This window comes from Phocaeicola faecalis, assembly GCF_021730445.1.
Classification (GTDB): Bacteria; Bacteroidota; Bacteroidia; order Bacteroidales; family Bacteroidaceae; genus Phocaeicola; species Phocaeicola faecalis.
In genome coordinates, this window is record NZ_JADNRM010000003.1 from 19,426 (window position 1) to 40,035 (window position 20,610).

Sequence of the window (20,610 nt, forward strand, 5' to 3'; positions counted from 1 at the left end):
TTTCGATTATGCCTGTCTGTCCGTCGGATTACTACAGACTCCGGCAATGGACTGTATAGTCCGTTGCAGTAGACCGTACAGTCTGCTACAGTGGACTGTACAGTCTGCTGCCGGAGACTGTAATAATCTTCCGTTCAAAAGGTCTTGGCTGAGCCTAAGAAACGGCTTATTCTTACCTTTATTTGTGATATGATTGTCGAATTTCCAAGAAAACAATGTGCCCCCTTGTTTGGGTGGCAGTTTCATCAAGGCATCCACTCCACAACACCTGTCACCGGATGTTGTCTCCTCCAGTTTTCAAACTCTGCATACGTCCGCACTCCGTCCCGGAGGACAGCCTGATAATATTCCACTCCCATGCAAAATTCCGTATCCGGCGTCTCATATTTCAAACGCAGAATCGCTTCCTTCGTTTCCTCAGTCAGAACCGCTTTAATGCGCTCCGCCATCTTCTCAAAATAGCCGTCGTAACGGGAATTCTTTAATATATGAATCATATCCATTTTCCAAGAACCGTTCTCCGAGTCTTCATACCAGGCATGCCACTCGATACATGCCTCCTCCGTATCCAAAAGATTATTATAAGTTATCCGTTTGACAGACTTGTTTTCCGCCAACTTTGCCATTGCCATGAAACTGATTGCCGGAGTCAAAGGAGAGGAATAAATATGAAAATCCACATCCCGGTTCTTCACCAACAATCCCATATTCAATGAGCCCACCAAATTAATCTCCGCCCCGACCGACTTCCAAATATTCATAACGTCGGTCTTTCGTATCACTTCCCATGCCTGCTGCCGATTCTTTTCGGCTAATTCTAATATATGCTCCATAACTATTTTGTTGTTTCTAATTTACTCTTGTTTCCATGTGGTCGGCCGGTTGAACCTACATATCTTTTAAGATATACATAGGACTGCACACCAAGCAAAATGACAAATACATATTCAGCCGTCAGATATACAGCCAACGGCATAGTAAAACAGCAACTCAGTACATACAAATATCCCAGGTATACAATAATCGTCACCACCTGAAAAATAAAGGCAAGTCTTGTATTTCCCGTTCCCGTCACCATACTGATATAGACATATCCCGGCAATCCGAAAACATAATTCACCAGCATGACGAAGAAAGGAATGTAAGTCACTTCCACCAGTATAGCACTATCGGTATAGAAACCGATTATCGGCCGGGCAAAAAGCATTGCCAGCACCACTAAGGGTAAGCCGACTCCATAACCCAGTTTCAGTACTTTATTTGAAACTGAAAATATCAGCTTTCCCTCCCCTGCTCCTATCAGATTACTCACCAGCGAACCTGTGGTTGCAGCAAACGAGCTGACCAAAACAAAGAAAACTGTCGACACGCTACGTGTTATATTCGAGGCTGCCAAAGAGGTTTCTCCCAAACGCTCAATGGCAACAAAAAATAAAAACCACGGAACCATACTGATAAAAGAATGCATCATGCTCCAAACAGACAACTGTAAAAGCTTCTTCAACAGCCGGCCATTATATTTAATCTTCAGGCCATATTTATTCTTGTCCATATAATATAAGGTATAGAAAAGCATCATTATAAACGAAGCCGCTTCAGATAAAGAAGATGCCAAAGCAGCCCCCGATATTCCCCATTCAAGGCTAAAGATGAAAAGATAATTGCACGGAATGTTAATAAGAACTGCTATTAGTGCTGCCCAAGACAAGACTTTGGTTCTTATTATGCCTACATAAAAAGCACGGAAAGCCAAAAAAGGAAATGAAAATAAGAGTCCCCAGCTCCGCCAATATATATAATCGACAGCTGAATGATAGATATCGGCAGATTGAATGAAGTATTTCAGTATGTGAGGGGAGGCCCACTGTGACAAGCCACATAAGCACATGGATAATATTACAAGGAAAAAAAGTCCCTGTATAAAAGTTCTTCCTGTATCTTCATAGTGAAGTTCCCCATTTCTACGGGCAACCATAACTTGCAATCCCAGACTGAAGCCGAAGCCCAACATATAGATTGCCAGATAATAGATACTGGCTAAAGCAGATGCTCCCAATTCTATTTCACCTACATGTCCCAAAAAGACAGCATCGGTTATATTAATAAGTTGCTCCATCAAAATGCTCATCATTACCGGAAGGTTGATGAGCCAAATTTGTTTATATGTATAATTCATTGTTCAACTGAAAATAGATGCTATTCCGTGCCCTTTGCAGACAAGCAGTGGGCCTCATAGCATTCTCATAAATAAAATGATAATAAAACTCTGTGGCGAACTATGTTCATAGTCCGTCAAATAGCCTAATTGGAAGTACTATTCATGGAGCGTAGCTATATACAGAGTTGGTGTTTCATAAGTTGAACAATTCTTTCTAATCTGTTTCGGGTACAAAGATAGAAAACAAATCAATATGTGGTGCATATTACTCCAAAAACCTATCTTTATCTTCTCACAGCAAACAATTCAGCTTCCATCGTCCAATGCTTGCCATCTTTGCGCACTAAGCGTTGCCAATGAAAGGAAGTCCGTGTTATTTCAGAGAATACCCAACGCAAATTCTTGTTGTTTACTGCCGTTTGAACAATTCTATCTTTTTCCCATCTTGCCTCCAGTTGAGTGGCTCCGCCCAGTTCCGCATATAGGATATCCCAAGCCAATGTATCCGGATTATACATCCTCACCGTTGTTCCGTAAGCGGCATCCGGCTGATAATTAGTCACACGCTCCTTACGTGAAGGACAGATAAAAACATCCTGAATAGCCGTACCCTCCAATATCCACTGAAAAATCCACTCCCCCTCGACGTGTCTTTCTTCTGCAGTTCCATGGCTATCAATCCATTCGAAATCCCATTCTCCTACGAAATGCCCGAAAAGATTACACCCGGCAGGCACAATATTACTTTTGGTTTTGCTGACCAAAGCCTTGATAAATTCTTTCATACTCTCTTCTATATATGAAAACAAATATAGAATAATTCCTCATCATTACCCATTAAAAAGTAAACTTTTCCCTTGTAATGCACAAATAATTTATATATTTGCTAGCATTACTAATTATGTATCATTTAAGTCACAAAACATGAAGAAACTATCTTTCATTATTACATTTGTATTTCTGTCCATCCTGTTTGTACAGGCTCAGCAGGCTAAATACGTTTTTTATTTCATCGGCGATGGAATGGGTGTTAACCAAGTATTGGGGACAGAAATGTATCGCTCCGAGCTAAAAGGAGAGATTGGCATTACCCCACTGCTTTTCACACAATTTCCATTTGCTACTGTTGCTACTACATTTTCCGCCACCAATGGCGTAACCGACTCGGCAGCTGCGGGAACGGCACTTGCCACCGGCAGCAAGACCAAGAACGGAGCATTGGGAATGAAAAAAGATTTGGAAACTAAAATAAACAGTGTGGCTTCATGGGCCAAGGACAAAGGCTGCCGGGTGGGTATCAGCACAAGTGTCAGTGTAGACCATGCTACTCCGGCTGCTTTCTATGCACACCAAGCACAAAGAAGCAGTTATTATAATGTAGGCCTTGATTTGATTGCGGCTAATTATGACTTCTATGCCGGTTCGGATTTCCTTGACCCCACTAACAAAAAAGGAGGAGACAGCAATTCGGAAAGCCTCTACACGCTGGCAGACAAAGCAGGATACAGCGTAGCACGCGGTTATAAAGACTATCAGAAGAAAGCCAAGAAATCAGACAAAATGATTCTGTTGCAACCGACTTCCGCCACCGATGCAAGTTCTATTCCTTATGCCATTGACCGCAAGAAAGGTGACATGACCTTAGCCGAAATAACCCGCGCCGGTATCAATTTCCTTTCTAAAGACCTTTCCAAAGGTTTCTTCCTGATGGTTGAGGGTGGTAAAATTGACTGGGCTTGCCATAGCAATGATGCGGCAACTGTATTCAATGAAGTGGTTGATTTGGATGATGCCATCAAAGTAGCTTACGAATTCTATGAACAACATCCCGACGAAACACTGATTGTAGTGACGGCCGACCATGAAACCGGTGGCATCGTATTGGGTAAAGGCCCTTACACACTCAATCTTCAGGCTTTGAAATCACAAAAAGTCAGCGAGAGCGGCTATACCCAAATCATCAATGGCTTAAGAAAAAAATACAAGAACCAAGTATCTTGGGAAGTAATCAAACAATCGCTGAAAGATAATTTCGGCTTTTGGGACAGCATCCAATTGAATGAAAAACAGGAAGCGCAATTAAAGAAAGTATATGATAAATCATTCGGCGAGCAAAATGTAGATTTACAGAAGAGTGAATATCAGCAAGACGAGCCTTTGGCTTCCGAAGCTAAAAAGATTTTGGATGACATTGCCTTTGTAGGCTGGACCAGCGGCGGACACTCCGGCGGATATGTTCCTGTATTTGCCATCGGCGCAGGTGCAGAGTTATTTCAAGGTCGGATAGACAATACTGAAATCCCGGTGAAAATAGCAGAGGCGGCAGGCTATCCTAATTAATCGAAAGTAAGATAGTGTGATAATCGCTCCAAGTCTTTCTCGGCAAACTCTTCATAAAGGGATAGCTGAGAAAGGCTTTTTAATTTATCCTTCTTTCTCCGGAACTCAACAATAACCCGTGCCTGATAATAATTAATGTAAGGATGTGCACGCAGTCTGTCCAAGCTCGCTTTATTGGCATTTATTCGATGAATAGGGCAATTTTCAACTTTAAACCAACGTTGTATATCAGAAGTTACCCATTTGAGTTCCTGTAATTGTGCAACATCATAGAATCCTCCCAACCGGTTCCGGTAGGCAACGATAGCCCGTGCAATTCCAATCCCTATCCCCGGAATTTTCTTCAGTTCCGTAGTATCTGCCCGGTTCAAATCAACCAAAGTTCCTTCGGGATATTTATAAAAAGCCAAAGTGTCGCGCTTCTCTACTTTTGCATAACGCAAAGTATCAGGCTTCTTCTGAAATGATTCGGATATATAAATATAGGGTTCTAAAGTATGAAACTGCTCTTCCGTTATTCCATAGATACGTGAGAAAGCTTCCGCAGTAGCAAACTTTCCGCCTGCCTGCCTATACCTTATTATATTATGAGCTATAAAAGAAGGCAACCCAAGTTGCAAAAACTCGATGGAATCGGCCAAATTTGGTTCAAAAGGTGCCAATACCACCTTTCTTTTTACAACCTCTTTCTTTTTAAATGAGGCATTTCTTTGCTGCTCTATTATCTTGATACTGGCCAAAAACCGTTCCATTTCTTCAAATGATTCCTGATTGGTATCTTTATCAGACTCTTCTATCAGATAAGGAGAAACCAGCCAGATTCCAATTATCGTAACAATCATCCCAAGCAGGAAAACTATCCCCCTGCGTTCTTTCTTAGAGAAATAAAAGAAGTCTTTCCACATATTGCACTAAATCAGGCCCAATTCATTGATGAAAATCAATGCAATGCCAATGGGTGCAATGAATCTCAGAATAAATATATAGACATTAAAGAAACCGGCTTTCAGAGTACCTTCATTGGTCAATTCGTTATAAGAAACTGACCGTTTCAAATACCAACCGACAAATATGCATACCAACATTCCACCCAACGGAAGCATAATTTTTGCAGTGACAAAGTCCAGCAAATCAAAGAAACCTTTGTCAAACAGCGTATACTTCTGCATCACACCCAACGACAGGGATGAAAGCACTCCTATCAGTATACATCCGAAGGTAACCATTTTAGCCGCACGCCCGCGAGTCAGAGCGAACTCCTCATGTAAAAAGGCTGTAACCACCTCATGCAAAGAAATAGTGGACGTCAGTGCTGCCAAAGCCAGCAACACATAGAACAATACAGAAAAGACGTACGCCAAGATAGGTATTCCGGCAAATGCCTGCTGGAAGACGTTAGGCAGAGTAATAAATATCAAAGAAGGTCCGGCATCGGGCTGAATGCCAACCGAAAATGCCGCAGGGAAAATAATGACACCTGCCAATACTGCAACAAATGTATCGATAACTCCTACGCTCAGTGCGGTGTTTCCTAACTTTGTCTCTTTTCCAAAATAAGAGGCATAAGTGGAAAGGCATCCCATTCCCAAACTCAAGGAGAAAAAAGCTTGCCCCATGGCTCCCAAAAACACATCACCGGTCACTTTACTAAAATCCGGTTTAAACAAGAACTCTAATCCCTTTTCCGCATTTGGTAAAGACAACGAACACACTGCAAGCACTATAATGAGAATAAAAAGTACTGGCATCAGAATCTTAGAGGACTTCTCAATGCCATCTTTCACCCCTTTTACAATAACAAAATGGGTAAGCAGGAGAAATACCACCAGCCAAATCAACGGACGAACCGGATTCTGAGAGAAGGACTCAAAAGCCAGAATAAAATCATCCGGCCTTTTATTGGCAAATTCATTCGCTCCTGCTTCCAAAATATATTCTAATGTCCATCCCGCCACAACAGAATAATATCCCAAGATTAGAAATCCCGCCAATACTCCTAAATAACCTAACCATTTCCAATGGGTATCCGGCGCTAAAACAGAATATGCTTTACCTGTACTCGCCTTTGAATGACGCCCTACTGTAAACTCGGCCATCATAATCGGCATACCCAATACAAGGACACATGCCAAATATATTAAAATGAACGCTGCACCACCGTGGTTACCCGTCTCATAAGGAAAACGCCATATATTGCCCAAGCCCACTGCCGAACCGGCAGCTGCCAGTATCGCTCCTATCTTACTCCCGAAATTTGCTCTTTCGCTTTTTTGCATAAAAAACTATCAATTTATTATAATTCGAAACCTATTGGGGTGCAAAAGTATAAAATTAATCGTACTTTTGCGACGAATAACTAATATTTTAAAGTATGCTATATTATTTTAGAAGATATCCGTTATCCTTGGTGATTATGGCAGTTATCTTTTACTTATCCTTTTTCACTCCACCAAAGACTGATTTGGAGGAGATTCCCAACATTGACAAATTAGTTCATGTCTGTATGTACGGAGGGCTTTGCTGCATTTTGTGGTTCGAATATTTAAGAACCCACAAAATGATAAACTGGACTCATATGATATGGGGAGGCATCATTGCACCGATAGCCATGAGTGGATGCATAGAACTGATGCAAGCTTACCTCACGACCAACAGAAGCGGAGATTGGCTTGATTTTCTAGCTAATAGCACAGGAGTACTGTTAGCCGTCTTGTTTGGATATTATGTGATTCGCCCGTTTTTGTGGCGCAAATTCTAAAAAGAAACGCCGGCGATTCTTCACGAACAGCCGGCGCAATGATAAAAGTCAAAGTTATATAATAAAGATAGAGAGTCAACTTAACGGAAATCCTTCAATTCATTCTGCAATCTTTGGCGTGTGAAGAAAATGCGACTCTTTACGGTTCCCAATGGTAACCCAAGTTTCTCTGCAATTTCTCTATATTTAAAGCCTGATACATACATAGCGAAAGGTATACGATAATCCTTTGGCAAAGCATTGACTATACGGTGGATTTCCTTCAAATCATAAGCACCTTCGGTAGAATCGAATCCACTTTCTTGCGAAAGGTTCAAGTGGAACAGATTATCTGTCTGGTCGACAAATGTCTGATCGCGCACGGTCTTACGATAATTATTAATAAATATATTGCGCATGATGGTATACATCCATCCTTTAAAGTTTGTATCGGGAGTAAATTTCTCCTCATTATCTAATGCCTTCAATGATGTTTCCTGCAACAGGTCATTTGCTTCTTCTCTGTCAGCTGTCAGTTTAAATGCAAAACGGAATAATTCCGATTGAACATTCAATAAATGCTGTGTAAAGTCGACTGTCTTCATAACGTTTTATTTTTAAGTTGTTATTTTCTGTTTTTAATTTCTGCTGCAATATTAACGACTTCTTGTAAAAGGGATGACAGAAAAACTAACAACAAAAGGGGCAAAAACTGCCAAGTAACAGTTTTTACCCCCTAATATAACAGTTAACAGGTGGTTGGAGATTAACTTTTATGCACCTCCTTGACCGCCGCCAGTCGTACCGGAGCCGCTTCCACCACCCTTCAAGTCATCATTATTAATACTACGAGCCGCCTTTTTCACCTGAGCTTTCAATTCACCAAATCTCCAACTGATATTGATTCCGTAATAACGGTTAGGAGATTTACTCTTGCTCCATGAAGTAAAAGTAGAAGTCGTAGTAGAATTATCATACGTATTATATTTGCTAAAGATATTAGACGCATTCATAGAAACCGTCAGGCGTTTCTCTTTCAAGAAAGAACGACTCAGACTAAATCCATAATAGGTAAAAGAGGAGCCCTTGCCTTGCAATGAAATATAGGGAGTACCTCCACCACCATACACGCTAAAACGAATATCCCACGGCAATGTCTGTTGTGCATTACCAAAGAAGTTACCTTGATAACCGTGATTACGGGCTGTGAATTCTTCATTATCGCTCTTATAATCGGAGTAAGAACCACTGGCATTGATAGAAATTCTTGTCTTCGAACCCGGATTCCAGTTCATCCACAACGAAAGGCGTGTGCGGTTGGTATGACCGATATTGCCATAAGTATTATTCTGTACGCCGTTCTCCATAAATGAATAGCGCTCAATACCATTATTTACAAACGAATAATTCAAACTTAAGTTCATATTAAACTTCTGCGAGAAAGAACTGTAAGTCATTCCCACAGAATGAGATTTCTCACTGTCCAAATCAGGATTACCATAGCTGACGCTTGTCGGGTTACTTGTATCTCTAAACGGATTCAAATACCAGATACTCGGACGGCTGATTCGCATATTATAATTGGCACGAATGGTTTTGGTAGGTGCAAGCTGATAAGTAAAGCTTGCCGAAGGAACCAAATCATCGAAATTACTGTCGAAATTCCTGTCAGGCATATACTTATATTCTACATCCATAATAGTATGTTCGAAACGTACGCCTGCCTTACCGCCAAACTTACCCAATTTCAACTGATAATCAGCATATGCAGCCAAGATATCCTGATCTTGATTAAACTTACTGGTCAAATCATTATCCGGCTGATAGATATTGTTGTCATCAGCTTTGAAATACTTACTGTCACTCTGATTTCTACGCAAAATGTACTTAACACCGGCATCTATCTGATGCTGCTTGGTAATCGGATTGGTATAGTCAAGCTGGAAAGTGTGTTCATCGGTACGGGCATCATTGTCATAATGCTGGTCTCTCAAATAGTCCATGCTGTAAGGATAGTCCTTCACGTCTTCATATTCCGTATAAGCTTCGCTATTATCGGGAGAACCGTTATAACGGTATGAGAAAGTCAGATATTCGCCTTTTTTCTTAAAAGAACGCTGATAGTCGAAATTGAAGCCCAGGCTAGCCCATTCCGACTCATTGCGGCTCAACGTATTATAACTGTAGGCATGTTCCCTTTGGGCATTCAGCATATTTGTACTTCCTCTACCATTGTTTTTAAACTTACCTCCAAACATATTCATAGAGAAAGTAATAAGATTCAGAGTATCAATCTCATAACTACCTTCCATACTGCCATATTGGAAATTACCTTTGTGCTTGGAAGAACTTTCCGAACTCAAATACTTATAGTCATCCGAAGTGAAGTCTTCACGACCACTCGCACTATAAGAACGCGGACTGGTATTATGATTATAAGCATAATTTCCGGTAACGGTGAATTTACCTATCTGAACCGTTCCATATCCGCTGGCATTATAACCGCGATTGCTGACACCACCATTCAGCGTAACCGTATAACCTTCCATTCCGCCACCGGTAGTAATGATATTCAAGATACCACCGACACCTTCCGCATCATATTTTGCGCCCGGGTCAGTAATTACTTCGATAGACTTGACAGAGTTAGCCGGCAAACTCTTCAATACTTCAGTGGGATTATTACTCATCATACTATTCGGCTTACCGTTTACATGCACTTTAAAGTTGCTGCTTCCGTTCACCTGAATTTTATCTTCTCCGTCTACAGTCACCAGAGGTACTTTGCGGAGCATTTCGAGGGTAGAATTCGTTTTTGAATCCGGGTCATCTTCAATGCTATAAGTAACCTTATCGATTTCGGCTTTCACAAGTGGTTTCTGAGCGACCACTTCCACCCCTTTCAGCATTTCGGTTGCTTCCGCCATCTGAACCTGACCTAAGTCGGCTACTTTTTTTGTATCAGACACTGTGAATTCTTTCTGTACCGTCCGCTTGCCGACAGAAGAAAAACTAATCAGGTAAGTACCCGGAGAAACGAGACGTTCACTAAACTTTCCATTCGTGTCTGTCACAGCCAATTTTACCGGTTTGGCCGGATTGCTCTTCAATGAAATACGAATGGTTGAATAAGGTTCTCCTTCATTTGATAAAGAATCTACTAAAACTCCTTTTACTGAGAACTGCCCTTGAGGACTTTTTTGAGCGTTTGCATTAAATGTCACACTGACCAAGAGCATGATAAAGATGCATAGAATATTGTCTTTCATATATTAAAAAAGTGTTTGTTTGGTGCAAATATAGGCAAACTATAATATGTAGTTACTTTTATTGCGTTAAATAAACTATAATATTTTCCATCTACAAAATGGGTCTTTCATAAGAAATGAGTTATAATAACGGACATCCCCAGTCACTTCTTTCCCGATGAAATGAGGCTTTTCATACGATTCGTTCTCATATTCCAATTCTACTTCTGCAACAACAAGCCCCTCATTATCACCATAAAATTCATCTACCTCAAATGTATGCTTTCCGCTTTTTACCAGATAACGAGTCTTGTCTATCACTCCCGGTTCACACAGTTTCATCAATTCCTCTGCTTCTTGCAGGGATATTTCTTTCTCCCATTCATATCGGCTGGTACCAGAGGCATTAGAAGCCCCCTTTATAGTAAGATATCCCTTATCGCCCCGGATACGAACACGCACCGTACGTCCGCGGGCACTACAAATGTATCCTTGCATAATGCGGCTTTGAGAGTACGCTTCCTGCTTATAACTATCATCAATAACTAAAAATTTTCGTTCTATTTCCTGTGCCATCTTATTTTCAGATTAACATAATAAAAAAGTCCTGCACGGATTTTTCCGGCAGGACTTCACTTATTTCTTGCGGCCTTATCCATAAACAGCATAGCCCACCATAGTAATCAGAGCCAATACTATCAAACCAATAAATATGCCTTTTACTACTTTGTTTGCTTTCTCCTCTTCACGCTTGCTATGATTAGCTTTCTTATTCTTTCCCATAAGTATTTTATTTTAAGGTTAAACTTTCTCTTTTGAAGTCTTCAAAAGTACAAAGTTTCCGGGAGAAAACAAATAATTTACTTACTTTTTACACATTCTCCGATCCCGAGAACTCCATGAGGTACGCTTTAATAAAGTCGTCAATTTTTCCATCCATCACACCATTTACATCCGATGTCTGATAATTGGTACGGTGGTCTTTCACACGACGGTCATCAAACACATAGCTTCTAATCTGTGACCCCCACTCTATCTTCTTCTTTCCGGCTTCTACCTTGGCCTGCTCTTCCATGCGATGCTGCAGCTCCTTATCATAAAGAATAGAGCGCAACTGACGCATTGCATTCTCCTTATTCTTCGGCTGGTCACGAGTCTCGGTATTTTCAATCAAGATTTCTTCTTCTTCGCCCGTATAAGGATCTTTATACTGATAACGCAAACGTACACCGGATTCTACCTTATTTACGTTCTGTCCGCCGGCTCCACCACTTCGGAAGGTATCCCAACTCATACGTGCCGGTTCAATATTTACCTCAATACTGTCATCCACCAACGGAGTCACAAATACAGAAGCGAAAGATGTCATACGTTTACCCTGAGCATTATAAGGAGAAACACGCACCAAACGATGCACACCATTCTCACCCTTTAGATAACCATAAGCAAAACTGCCTTCAATGTTCATAGTCACAGCCTTGATACCGGCCTCATCCCCTTCCTGAAGATTGGCAATACTTAATTTATAACCATTTGTCTCGGCCCAACGCATATACATACGCATCAACATGGATGCCCAGTCCTGACTTTCGGTGCCTCCGGCTCCCGAATTGATTTTCAGGACACAATCCATCTGATCGGCTTCCTGACGAAGCATATTTTTCAACTCCAAAGATTCTACAGCAGTGATTGCTTTAGAATAAGCGGCATCCACTTCTTCCTCGGTCACCAAGTCATCTTTAAAGAAATCAAAAGACAATTCCAATTCGTCCGACAAAGTCTTTACCTCACGATATCCGTCAATCCATTTCTGAATCTCTTTTACTTTCTTCATTTGTGCCTCAGCTTTCTTGGCATCATCCCAAAATCCGGGCGCTTGTGTACGCAGCTGTTCTTCTTCCACCTGAACCAGTTTATTCTCAATGTCCAAGTATCTTTCGAGGGCAGCGGTACGTTCTTTTACGTCTTTCAGTTGCTCTATTGTTATCATTTTGAGGATTTTTTCTTTTAAGTTGCAAAGATATAACAATTTAGGCACCGATTACACGGATTTCACTGTTTTTAATGAAAGAACAATGCATTCCGTACAATCCGTGCCTAAAATACAGGTGAATCAAATTCTTTATTCTTCGTACATCTTCTCTATTTCGGCAGCATAATTCTTATTCAACACATTACGCTTAATCTTCAACGTATTAGTCAGTTCGCCGCGTTCCATACTAAAAGGATGAGGCAACAAGGTGAAACGTTTAATTTGTTCATAATGTGCAAATTGCTGTTGAAGCGTATCAATCCGTTCCTTAAACAAATCGATAATCTGTCGATTCTGCAGCAGTTCTTCCATAGAAGCATACTTGATGCCTTTCTTTTCGGCATAATCCTTCACCAGTTTATATTCCGGGATGATTAAAGCCGAAACAAACTTGCGTTCATCTGCTATAATAGAAATCTGATCGATATAACGGTCTACCACCAACTTAGCTTCGATGGCTTGAGGAGCGATATATTTTCCGTTTGAGGTCTTAAACAAATCCTTGATACGTTCGGTCAGGAACAAATGTCCGTCTTTGATATAACCGGCATCACCGGTATGGAACCATCCGTCTTCGGTAAAGGCAGCTTTTGTTGCCGCTTCTTTCTTATAATACCCATGCGTAATGCCGACACCGCGGAGCAATATCTCATTATTTTCGCCGATTTTCACTTCCACATGCGGCATAATACGTCCTACGGAACCTACCACATGATCAAAGTCATTTTCACAAGACACGGTTGCAGTTGACTCGGTCAATCCATATCCCGCTACCATATTAATACCTACCGACAATATAAATTCCTGAACAGCAGGTGGAATGGCTGCCCCAGCAGTCGGAAAGAAACGACCATTCTCAATACCGATAGTTTTCTTCAACAAGCTATAAATGGTCTTCTCATAAAATTTATATTTCATGTGAAGCAAGGCCGGAGGTGTAAGTCCCTTACATACATATTCTATATTATGCTCACGGCCCACTTTCAATGCATCCAGCATTAGTTTCTTCTTCAGCCCGGTTGTCTCATTGATTTTCTCCTGAACCCCAGAATACACTTTCTCCCAAAAACGAGGAACACTGCACATGGCCGTCGGGCGAATCTCCTTGATGGTCTTCTGAATATCCACCGGACGCAAATTGACAGCCAACTGGCATCCCATTGAAATACACCAATAACTCCAGGCACGCTCAAACACATGAGTAAAAGGTAGGAAATTCATCACCACTTCTTGATCACTCAATTGCGGGAAACGTTCATTGTGTGCTTTGATAGCTCCTTCATAACAAGAATGATGCAACATCACTCCCTTACTGTCGCCAGTCGTTCCACTGGTATAAAGGATATTGGCAATATCCCCATTGCCCGATTCGGCAATACGTTTGTCCACTTCCGCCTGATGCTGATGAGCTTTGCCCAACTTCAGGAATTCGTCAAAGTAAATCGAGGAAGTGTCACGTTCGTCGCGTTTCACATCCTTATCAAAAATAATAATCTGCTTCAACTGTGTGCCAAGCGACATCACCCGAAAAGCCACATCATACTGTAACTGTTCGCCTACAAAAAGATAATGTATATCCGCATCACCCAGCATATAAAGCACTTGGGCTTCCGAACTTGTGGCATAAAAAGGAATAGTTACTGCACGAACGCCAAAGGCACCAAAATCCACATAAAGACATTCGGGCTTATTTTGAGAAAAGACACCAATATTTTCTTGTACCCCCACACCTAACTCAAGAAGTGCGTTGGAAGTCGTTGTCACCGTTTCGGCAAACTGCTTCCATGAAACTGGAATCCAAGTTTCAGTGTCATAATCACGATATTTCAGGGCTACACGGTCGCCATATTTCTCAGCCTGACGTTGAATCAGGACAGATAATTGGGAATTGCTCATTATAAATTATTTTAAATACGTGGCAAAGTTATCGTTTAATTTGGAATTATCCATCATAAATAGGTATTAATTTTACCAACCAGTCAAAGAGTTACAAGAATCCCATCTTTAAAATTAGTTGCATACATAACTTAATTATCGTCACTTCCAAGCATACTTTACCGGGCAAAAATCGTATCTTTGCCCCACAATAATTATAAAATCTATATGATTGACGTAGCATATTACACTTCAGAGGCAACCACATTGCTGAATTCACTGATAGGTATCCCCTCTCTAAGCAGAGAAGAGGAAGCTGCCGCCGATTTTCTTCAAAACTATATCGAAGAGACCGGTATCATGACAGGCCGTTCGGGAAACAACATTTGGTGCATCAGCCCCATGTTTGACTTGAACAAACCTACCATTTTGCTCAATTCACACATCGATACGGTAAAACCGGTGAACGGCTGGCGCAAACATCCTTTCACTCCAAAAGCAGAAAACGGAAAGATTTACGGGCTGGGTAGCAACGATGCAGGTGCCAGTGTAGTATCTTTGTTTCAAGTCTACCGCCATTTGTCTACTACCGAACAGGCTTACAACCTTATCTTTCTGGCTTCATGCGAGGAAGAAGTGTCGGGTAAGAACGGCATCGAAAGTGTGTTGTCCCAACTTCCACCCATCACACTGGGCATTGTAGGAGAACCGACAGAGATGCAACCCGCCATAGCCGAGAAAGGCTTGATGGTGCTCGATGTAACGGCTCATGGAAAAGCAGGACACGCGGCACGCAATGAGGGTGACAATGCTATATATAAGGTATTGGAAGACATCCAATGGCTCCGCGACTATCGTTTCCCGAAAGAATCCTCTTTATTGGGACCAGTAAAGATGAGCGTTACCCAGATTAACGCCGGAACCCAACATAATGTTATTCCCGATATCTGCACATTTGTGGTAGATATCCGCAGCAATGAGTGCTATTCCAATGAGGAATTATTCCACGAAATCAGCACTCACATCAAGAGTGAAGCCAAAGCGCGTTCGTTCCGTCTGAATTCATCTCACATTGATGCAGGACACCCGTTTGTCAGACGCGCTGTTCAGTTGGGACGTGTTCCTTTCGGTTCTCCCACTTTGTCTGATCAGGCTTTGATGAAATTCCCATCGGTAAAAATAGGACCGGGCAAGTCGTCACGTTCTCACACGGCCGATGAATATATTATGGTATCTGAAATAGAAGAAGCCATCGGACTGTATATCGAATTGTTGGACGGACTGGTGATACAATAGCACAAGAATGCCTTCGTGCACATTTCAAAAAAAAACCGAAAGCCTCAACAGTCTTCTCCTTTTGTCATTCTGTTCAATGTGAAGAATCCGGATGCACGCATCTTTATGCCAACAGACTCTTCGCTACAGAATGACAGAAAAAGCCTGCACAAATGCCCGAGAAAAACGACACAAAATTCTTTGTTGTACTTCAAAAGTAGCATAGGTTTCACTGCAAGCCTTTAAGTCGGTCTCCAGTATTCTATCTGTATCACTCAGCTTCTTAATAATTTCCCTTTCATCTTCTATCTGTTTACGCATATCCAAACAGGGAATAAATGAGCCCTCGTCTATCAGCCTAATCTTTCTCCTGATTTTAGATGAAGCAAAAGACCTTGGAGGTTTTAGAGACCAAGGTTTTTTGGAAAGAGGATGAAAGCCCCTATTCATGGGAACTTTGTATGAAAACGACAACAGAAGAAAGCTACCTTCCCAACCAAAGTTCGGGGTTCAACTTCGCCGTCTCTTTACGCAGCTGGAAATGAAGCACCGCATTGCCTGAGCTATCGGTATGAATCGTTCCAAGGATAGTTCTCGTACTTACTTTACTTCCTTTAGATACAGCCACGGAAGACAGATTACAATAAACCGATATATAATTGCCATGCCGCACCAAAATATTATTCAATCCGTTGTACTGGAATATGGCAGAGACTTCTCCATCAAAGATTGCACGTGCTTTTGCTCCCGGCTTACCTTTAATATCAATTCCTTTATTATCCAACTTCACATTACGGAGTCCGTCTACGGCATATTGTCCGTAATGACTCACGATGACATACGGCCCAGTAACCGGTATCGGCAATATTCCGCGATTGCGTTCAAAATTGCCCGACAACTGGCGGTCCTCATTATTCAAATTAAATTTCTCCACCGGTGCAGCCTTTCTTTCGGGAGCTTTGGCACCCGATTTTGAAGTAGAGGCAGTTCCTTCACCACTCTTTTTATTCGCTTCGGCAACTTTTGCCGCGACAGCCTTCTGTGCAGCAGCTTCAGCGGCAGCCTTACGGCGAGCCTCTTCTTCAGCACGTTTACGGGCCTTTTCTATTTCAATCTCTATCAATCGGTCTATCTGTGCATTCAATTGTTGTGCAGAGCGTTTCTTCTTGGATATTTCATTCTGTATTCCTTTCTGCTTCTTCTTAAGGTTAGCCAAAAGTGTCTGACGGTCTTTTTCCTGAATTTCAAGCTTAGCTTTCTCTGCCTCCCCTTGCTTTAAAAGGTTTTCTTTTGCTTTGCGGGTTTGTTCCAGTTCTTTTTTCTTTGATATCACCTGGCGCTGTTTACGTTCTATTTCAAGTCCTTGAAGACGCTGATAGTCAGCATACTCCTGTACATAACGCATACGACGGTACGTTTGACTCAGGTTTTCGGCCGAAAAGATAAACATCAATTTCTCTTGCACAGACTTGTTGCGGTACATATATTGCACAGACGCCTCGTATTTCTTCTTTTTCTCCTTCAAGTCGCGCTGCAAAGCAGTCAACTGGCGTTGCAAAGTTGTAATTTCCTTTGCCAATGTATTTACATCCGCTTCGATGGTATGGATATATCTTCTACGTTCTTCTATCTGTCCGGTGAGCAGAGCCAGATTCTCCAATTGGCTTTTCACATCTTTCTTGGTAGACTGCAGTAAAGTCTCTGACTCGGCAATCTGCTGATGTAATTCTTTCCGTTTGTTTTCCAGCTCCCTAATCTTCCGGGTACTCTGCGCCGACAGTGCACTCAGAAAACAACAGGCGATGCATAGTAAGAAGATACGTTTCATTTTTTAATGAGCTGTTTGAGCAAATCCTGCAATTCAACTTTATCATATTTCTTGGGCACGTCGGTATGAGTGTCCCAGTCACTGTTGGTGGACAGGCGGGAAAGGTCGAAAGTGGCCGTGACAGGCTTCTTTCCTCCTTCAAAAGAGACAAGCATGCGACTCGGGAACTGCTTTTTCTCCAACGAACGGAACTCATCATACTTCCAACGCAATCCATAAGAAGTGCCGGCCAGTCTGATATGACTTTCTTTCAACAGCCCTTCATTGGCTGTGGTACGAAAACGATAAGCAAACTTCTTTCCATTTTTCACTTCCAGCAGCACGGCATTCTCATTTTCGGGATGAACAGTGAACGCCGAAATATCGCGAGCCGACAATGTTTTCTTGCCGGGAAGGAAGATTTCGTTCAGAAACAATGCCTGCAGGGAGTGAAAGTCCAAGTCCGCCTTTGCCAATCCTTTAAGTTCTGCAAACGAAACCTGCACATAACGCTTGTTCATGCGGTCCATCACCAATATCCCATCGGGAGAGATTTCGGCACGTACCACTTCGAAACCGATGAACGGAGCCGTGAGAGACAGCTGTATCACTTCATCGCGTTTCATGCGGATAGTGCCGTTTACCTTGGTAGGTCCCTTTCCGTTCAAGTCGACAGCCATTGACATCTTTGCCGTCAAAGCATCCCATGCCGGCGCACGGTTGAGAACCTCAATCATATACTCCGTTTCCGAAAGATTACCGATAGACACACTCTTTTTCATGCTCTTGGTAGAAGAACAGGAAGAAACGAGTGTCAACAATACGGCTCCGAACAAATAAATATAGATACGCTTCATCATTCTGCAAAATATTTCTTTTGTGCAATCTTCTTCTTCAATAGTTTCAATTCTTTCTCATCGCGCGGCTCACTGCCCTCTCGGGGCGGTTCGTTGGCAAGTTTCTCGGCTTGTCGCCAATACTCCAACGCCTTTTCCTTTTCGCCGCTCATATAATAGATGTCTCCGCAATGTTCCACCACTACCGAGCTCTTGTCTCCATCGTTTTGCATGGCCTGGTCAATGTAAATGCGAGCCTCGGCATACTTTCCTTTCTCAAAAAGTATCCAAGCGTATGTATCGAGATAAGTTCCGTTTGTCGGCTCAGCCTTGACAGTACGGTAACTCATTTCTTCCGCTTTATCCAAATGCTTGCGCTCTACCGACAGATAATAAGCGTAATTGTTGAGGGCGCCGATATTATCTTCCTTATATACCAAAGCGGAATCATAAGCAGCATAAGCCTCGACATTCATTTTCTTGATATGATATAAATCTCCCATGATGGCATAGAAGTCTGATACGATATTCTTATCACTCTTCTCATTTACCTGATTCACCCCTTTCTTAAAGACTTCAAGCGCCTCGTCGGGCTGGTCTTTCTGGTGATAAGCCAGTCCCAGATAATAATAAAACTCCAATGTTTCGGGAGTATACTCCAATGCCGGAGTACAGAGTGCTATCACTTCATCCATATCTTGCTCGCGAATGGCAAAACTCAAGAGCTGCAAGCGGGCAGGAATATTTTCGGGATCTGCCTCAAGCACTTTATGAAGAACGGGAACAGATTCCTTATCCATCTTCTTAGTCAGGAAATATTGAGCTGCCAACATAGCAATATCCGCATTTTCCTGCTTTCTTTCGAGTATGGAATTAAACAAACCGGCTATCTTGGTGCTGTCCTTGTCAGTCTGTTCCGAACGGAGGATGAGCTGGCGCATGATATTCATCTTGGTATTGCTTTCCACCCTGTCATTCAACAGAATAGAGTCCAACTGAGCTTGATACAAACTATCTTGTCCCTTCTTCTCGTAATAAGTAGCCATAGACAGCATGGCAGGAGCATAGCCCGGTTCTTCTTTCAGTACTTTTTGAAAAATAGAATGTGCCTCTTCCTCCTTTCCGTTATTCATATAGACATCCCCCAAGATAGTGAGGTAACGCATATCATAAGGATATTCTTTCGCCAGGTTCTCTATTTCGGTAAACGCCTGTTCGTCATTATCCATCGCCAGATACATACGGAATTTCTCCATACTGATGGCCTCGGATTTTCCGTCGCGTTCCTCCAAACGGTTCAATGTATTGATTACTTGCTGATAATCTTTGGTGCGGGTATAAAGGTCCACCAACGACATCAATGGTTCCAGTCGTTTGGGAAAATGGCTGACCATATCTTCGTATACATAAATTGCTTTTGCCGCCTCCCCCTTATTCTGATAATACGCAGCGAGTGTCTGATTATACCAATAGTTATTGGGATCGGATGCCACCGCATCCTTCAACGCCTTTTCGCCTTTATCGGGCTGATTGAGGAACATATAGAATTTGGCAATCTCGTATAGAGTTGCCGCTCCCTGAGGATAGATATCCAGGCAATGGCTATACATTTCAAAAGCAGCGTCAAGGTCTCCTTTTTCCTTCATGCGGAGTGCTTCCAAGAAAAAATAATCGTATTTACGGCGTTGCTCAGGTGTCAACGGATCCCTCTGCTCTTCCGCCAGCAATTTCTTTTTGGAAGAAGCAGTCTCTTTCCGCATGGTTCCGCACGACATGAGCAGAGCCACAAGGCAAAGCCATAATAATAACGGCAGATATCTTTTAGTTGTTTGTTTATTATTCATTACTTTATTCTAGTTTTTACCGGTATGTCCAAAGCCTCCGGCACCACGTTCTGTTTCATCCAAGACTTCCACTTCCTGCCATTCGGCCTGTTCATGACGGGCAATGACCATCTGTGCAATCCGCTCTCCGTCTTCTATCGTAAAATCTTCCGCCGAAAGGTTTATCAGGATAATACAAATCTCTCCCCGATAATCGGCATCGATAGTGCCGGGAGAATTTAATACGCCAATACCTTTCTTGATAGCCAAGCCACTGCGTGGACGGATTTGCGCCTCAAACCCTTTGGGAAGGGCAATATACAATCCTGTCGGAACAAGACAACGCTGCAAAGGTTTTAACACAATCGGTTCGTCCAAATTAGCGCGGATATCCATTCCCGCCGATTGCCCGGTAGCATATTGGGGAAGCTGATGCTTTGATTTATTGATTACCTGTACTTTCATTTTCAAAATTAACT

The 20,610-nt window shown here is 42.1% G+C and carries 18 protein-coding genes; 3 read left to right on the forward strand and 15 right to left on the reverse strand.

Translation table 11 applies throughout. The features are described from left to right. Nucleotides 1-245 precede the first annotated feature (245 nt). The 3 genes from IR173_RS05430 to IR173_RS05440 all read right to left on the reverse strand — a co-directional run bounded on the left by IR173_RS05430 (nt 246) and on the right by IR173_RS05440 (nt 2,943). Nucleotides 246-833 carry a phosphoglycerate mutase family protein gene (locus tag IR173_RS05430; RefSeq protein WP_237038656.1) on the reverse strand — a complete coding sequence of 196 codons (588 nt, stop codon included), beginning with the start codon at nt 831-833 and terminating at the stop codon, nt 246-248. A gap of 2 nt (nt 834-835) precedes the next feature. After that, a complete protein-coding gene (locus IR173_RS05435; protein WP_237038657.1) occupies nt 836-2,176 on the reverse strand; it encodes an MATE family efflux transporter in 1,341 nt (446 codons plus the stop codon). Between the two features lie 266 nt (nt 2,177-2,442). After that, nucleotides 2,443-2,943, reverse strand: a complete 501-nt coding sequence (locus IR173_RS05440; protein WP_237038658.1) for a hypothetical protein — start codon at nt 2,941-2,943, stop codon at nt 2,443-2,445. A gap of 139 nt (nt 2,944-3,082) precedes the next feature. On the opposite strand from IR173_RS05440, the gene IR173_RS05445 reads away from it, so the two are divergent. Then, the gene (locus IR173_RS05445) at nt 3,083-4,498 is read left to right on the forward strand and encodes an alkaline phosphatase (RefSeq protein WP_237038659.1); all 1,416 of its coding nucleotides are present in this window, start codon (nt 3,083-3,085) and stop codon (nt 4,496-4,498) included. On the opposite strand, the gene IR173_RS05450 is transcribed toward IR173_RS05445, so the two are convergent. Both IR173_RS05450 and IR173_RS05455 read right to left on the reverse strand, forming a co-directional pair. Then, a complete protein-coding gene (locus IR173_RS05450; RefSeq protein WP_237038660.1) occupies nt 4,495-5,403 on the reverse strand; it encodes a ComEA family DNA-binding protein in 909 nt (302 codons plus the stop codon). The genes IR173_RS05445 and IR173_RS05450 overlap by 4 nt on opposite strands. Nucleotides 5,404-5,409: 6 nt before the next feature. Further along, nucleotides 5,410-6,774 (reverse strand): sodium-dependent transporter, encoded by a 1,365-nt coding sequence (locus IR173_RS05455; RefSeq protein WP_237038661.1) that lies wholly within the window; start codon nt 6,772-6,774, stop codon nt 5,410-5,412. A 95-nt stretch (nt 6,775-6,869) separates the two neighbouring features. Here IR173_RS05455 and IR173_RS05460 point away from each other — a divergent pair, with 95 nt between their 5' ends. Next, nucleotides 6,870-7,256 (forward strand): VanZ family protein, encoded by a 387-nt coding sequence (locus IR173_RS05460; RefSeq protein WP_237038662.1) that lies wholly within the window; start codon nt 6,870-6,872, stop codon nt 7,254-7,256. Nucleotides 7,257-7,336: 80 nt separating this feature from the next. Here the strand turns inward: IR173_RS05460 and IR173_RS05465 are convergent, their stop codons facing one another. The 6 genes from IR173_RS05465 to IR173_RS05485 form a co-directional block, all read right to left on the reverse strand. Then, on the reverse strand, nt 7,337-7,840 hold the full coding sequence (locus IR173_RS05465; RefSeq protein WP_237038663.1) for an RNA polymerase sigma factor: 504 nt from the start codon (nt 7,838-7,840) through the stop codon (nt 7,337-7,339). 168 nt (nt 7,841-8,008) lie between these two features. Next, entirely contained in the window at nt 8,009-10,504 is a 2,496-nt protein-coding gene (locus tag IR173_RS05470) for a TonB-dependent receptor domain-containing protein (protein ID WP_237038664.1), read from the reverse strand. Between the two features lie 75 nt (nt 10,505-10,579). Continuing rightward, nucleotides 10,580-11,059, reverse strand: coding sequence for a CYTH domain-containing protein (locus IR173_RS05475; protein ID WP_237038665.1), 480 nt, complete (start codon nt 11,057-11,059; stop codon nt 10,580-10,582). Between the two features lie 75 nt (nt 11,060-11,134). Further along, nucleotides 11,135-11,266 carry a hypothetical protein gene (locus tag IR173_RS18055; protein ID WP_262914275.1) on the reverse strand — a complete coding sequence of 44 codons (132 nt, stop codon included), beginning with the start codon at nt 11,264-11,266 and terminating at the stop codon, nt 11,135-11,137. A gap of 88 nt (nt 11,267-11,354) precedes the next feature. After that, nucleotides 11,355-12,473 carry a peptide chain release factor 2 gene (prfB, locus tag IR173_RS05480; RefSeq protein WP_237038666.1) on the reverse strand — a complete coding sequence of 373 codons (1,119 nt, stop codon included), beginning with the start codon at nt 12,471-12,473 and terminating at the stop codon, nt 11,355-11,357. Between the two features lie 132 nt (nt 12,474-12,605). Next, nucleotides 12,606-14,411, reverse strand: coding sequence for an AMP-dependent synthetase/ligase (locus tag IR173_RS05485; RefSeq protein WP_237038667.1), 1,806 nt, complete (start codon nt 14,409-14,411; stop codon nt 12,606-12,608). 207 nt (nt 14,412-14,618) lie between these two features. Here IR173_RS05485 and IR173_RS05490 point away from each other — a divergent pair, with 207 nt between their 5' ends. Continuing rightward, entirely contained in the window at nt 14,619-15,686 is a 1,068-nt protein-coding gene (locus IR173_RS05490; protein ID WP_237038668.1) for a M20 family metallo-hydrolase, read from the forward strand. 463 nt (nt 15,687-16,149) lie between these two features. On the opposite strand, the gene IR173_RS05495 is transcribed toward IR173_RS05490, so the two are convergent. The 4 genes from IR173_RS05495 to dut are packed head-to-tail and all read right to left on the reverse strand — an operon-like array spanning nt 16,150 to nt 20,596. After that, entirely contained in the window at nt 16,150-17,493 is a 1,344-nt protein-coding gene (locus IR173_RS05495; protein WP_237038669.1) for a murein hydrolase activator EnvC family protein, read from the reverse strand. Beyond that, nucleotides 17,490-18,332, reverse strand: coding sequence for a DUF4292 domain-containing protein (locus IR173_RS05500; RefSeq protein ID WP_237038670.1), 843 nt, complete (start codon nt 18,330-18,332; stop codon nt 17,490-17,492). Before IR173_RS05500 ends, IR173_RS05495 begins: the two co-directional genes overlap by 4 nt. Then, the gene (locus IR173_RS05505) at nt 18,329-20,152 is read right to left on the reverse strand and encodes a tetratricopeptide repeat protein (RefSeq protein ID WP_237038671.1); all 1,824 of its coding nucleotides are present in this window, start codon (nt 20,150-20,152) and stop codon (nt 18,329-18,331) included. The genes IR173_RS05500 and IR173_RS05505 overlap by 4 nt, the downstream gene beginning before the upstream one ends. Before the next feature lie 9 nt (nt 20,153-20,161). Beyond that, complete coding sequence (gene dut, locus IR173_RS05510; RefSeq protein ID WP_237038672.1) at nt 20,162-20,596, reverse strand: dUTP diphosphatase; 435 nt, start codon at nt 20,594-20,596, stop codon at nt 20,162-20,164. Between the last annotated feature and the right edge of the window lie 14 nt (nt 20,597-20,610).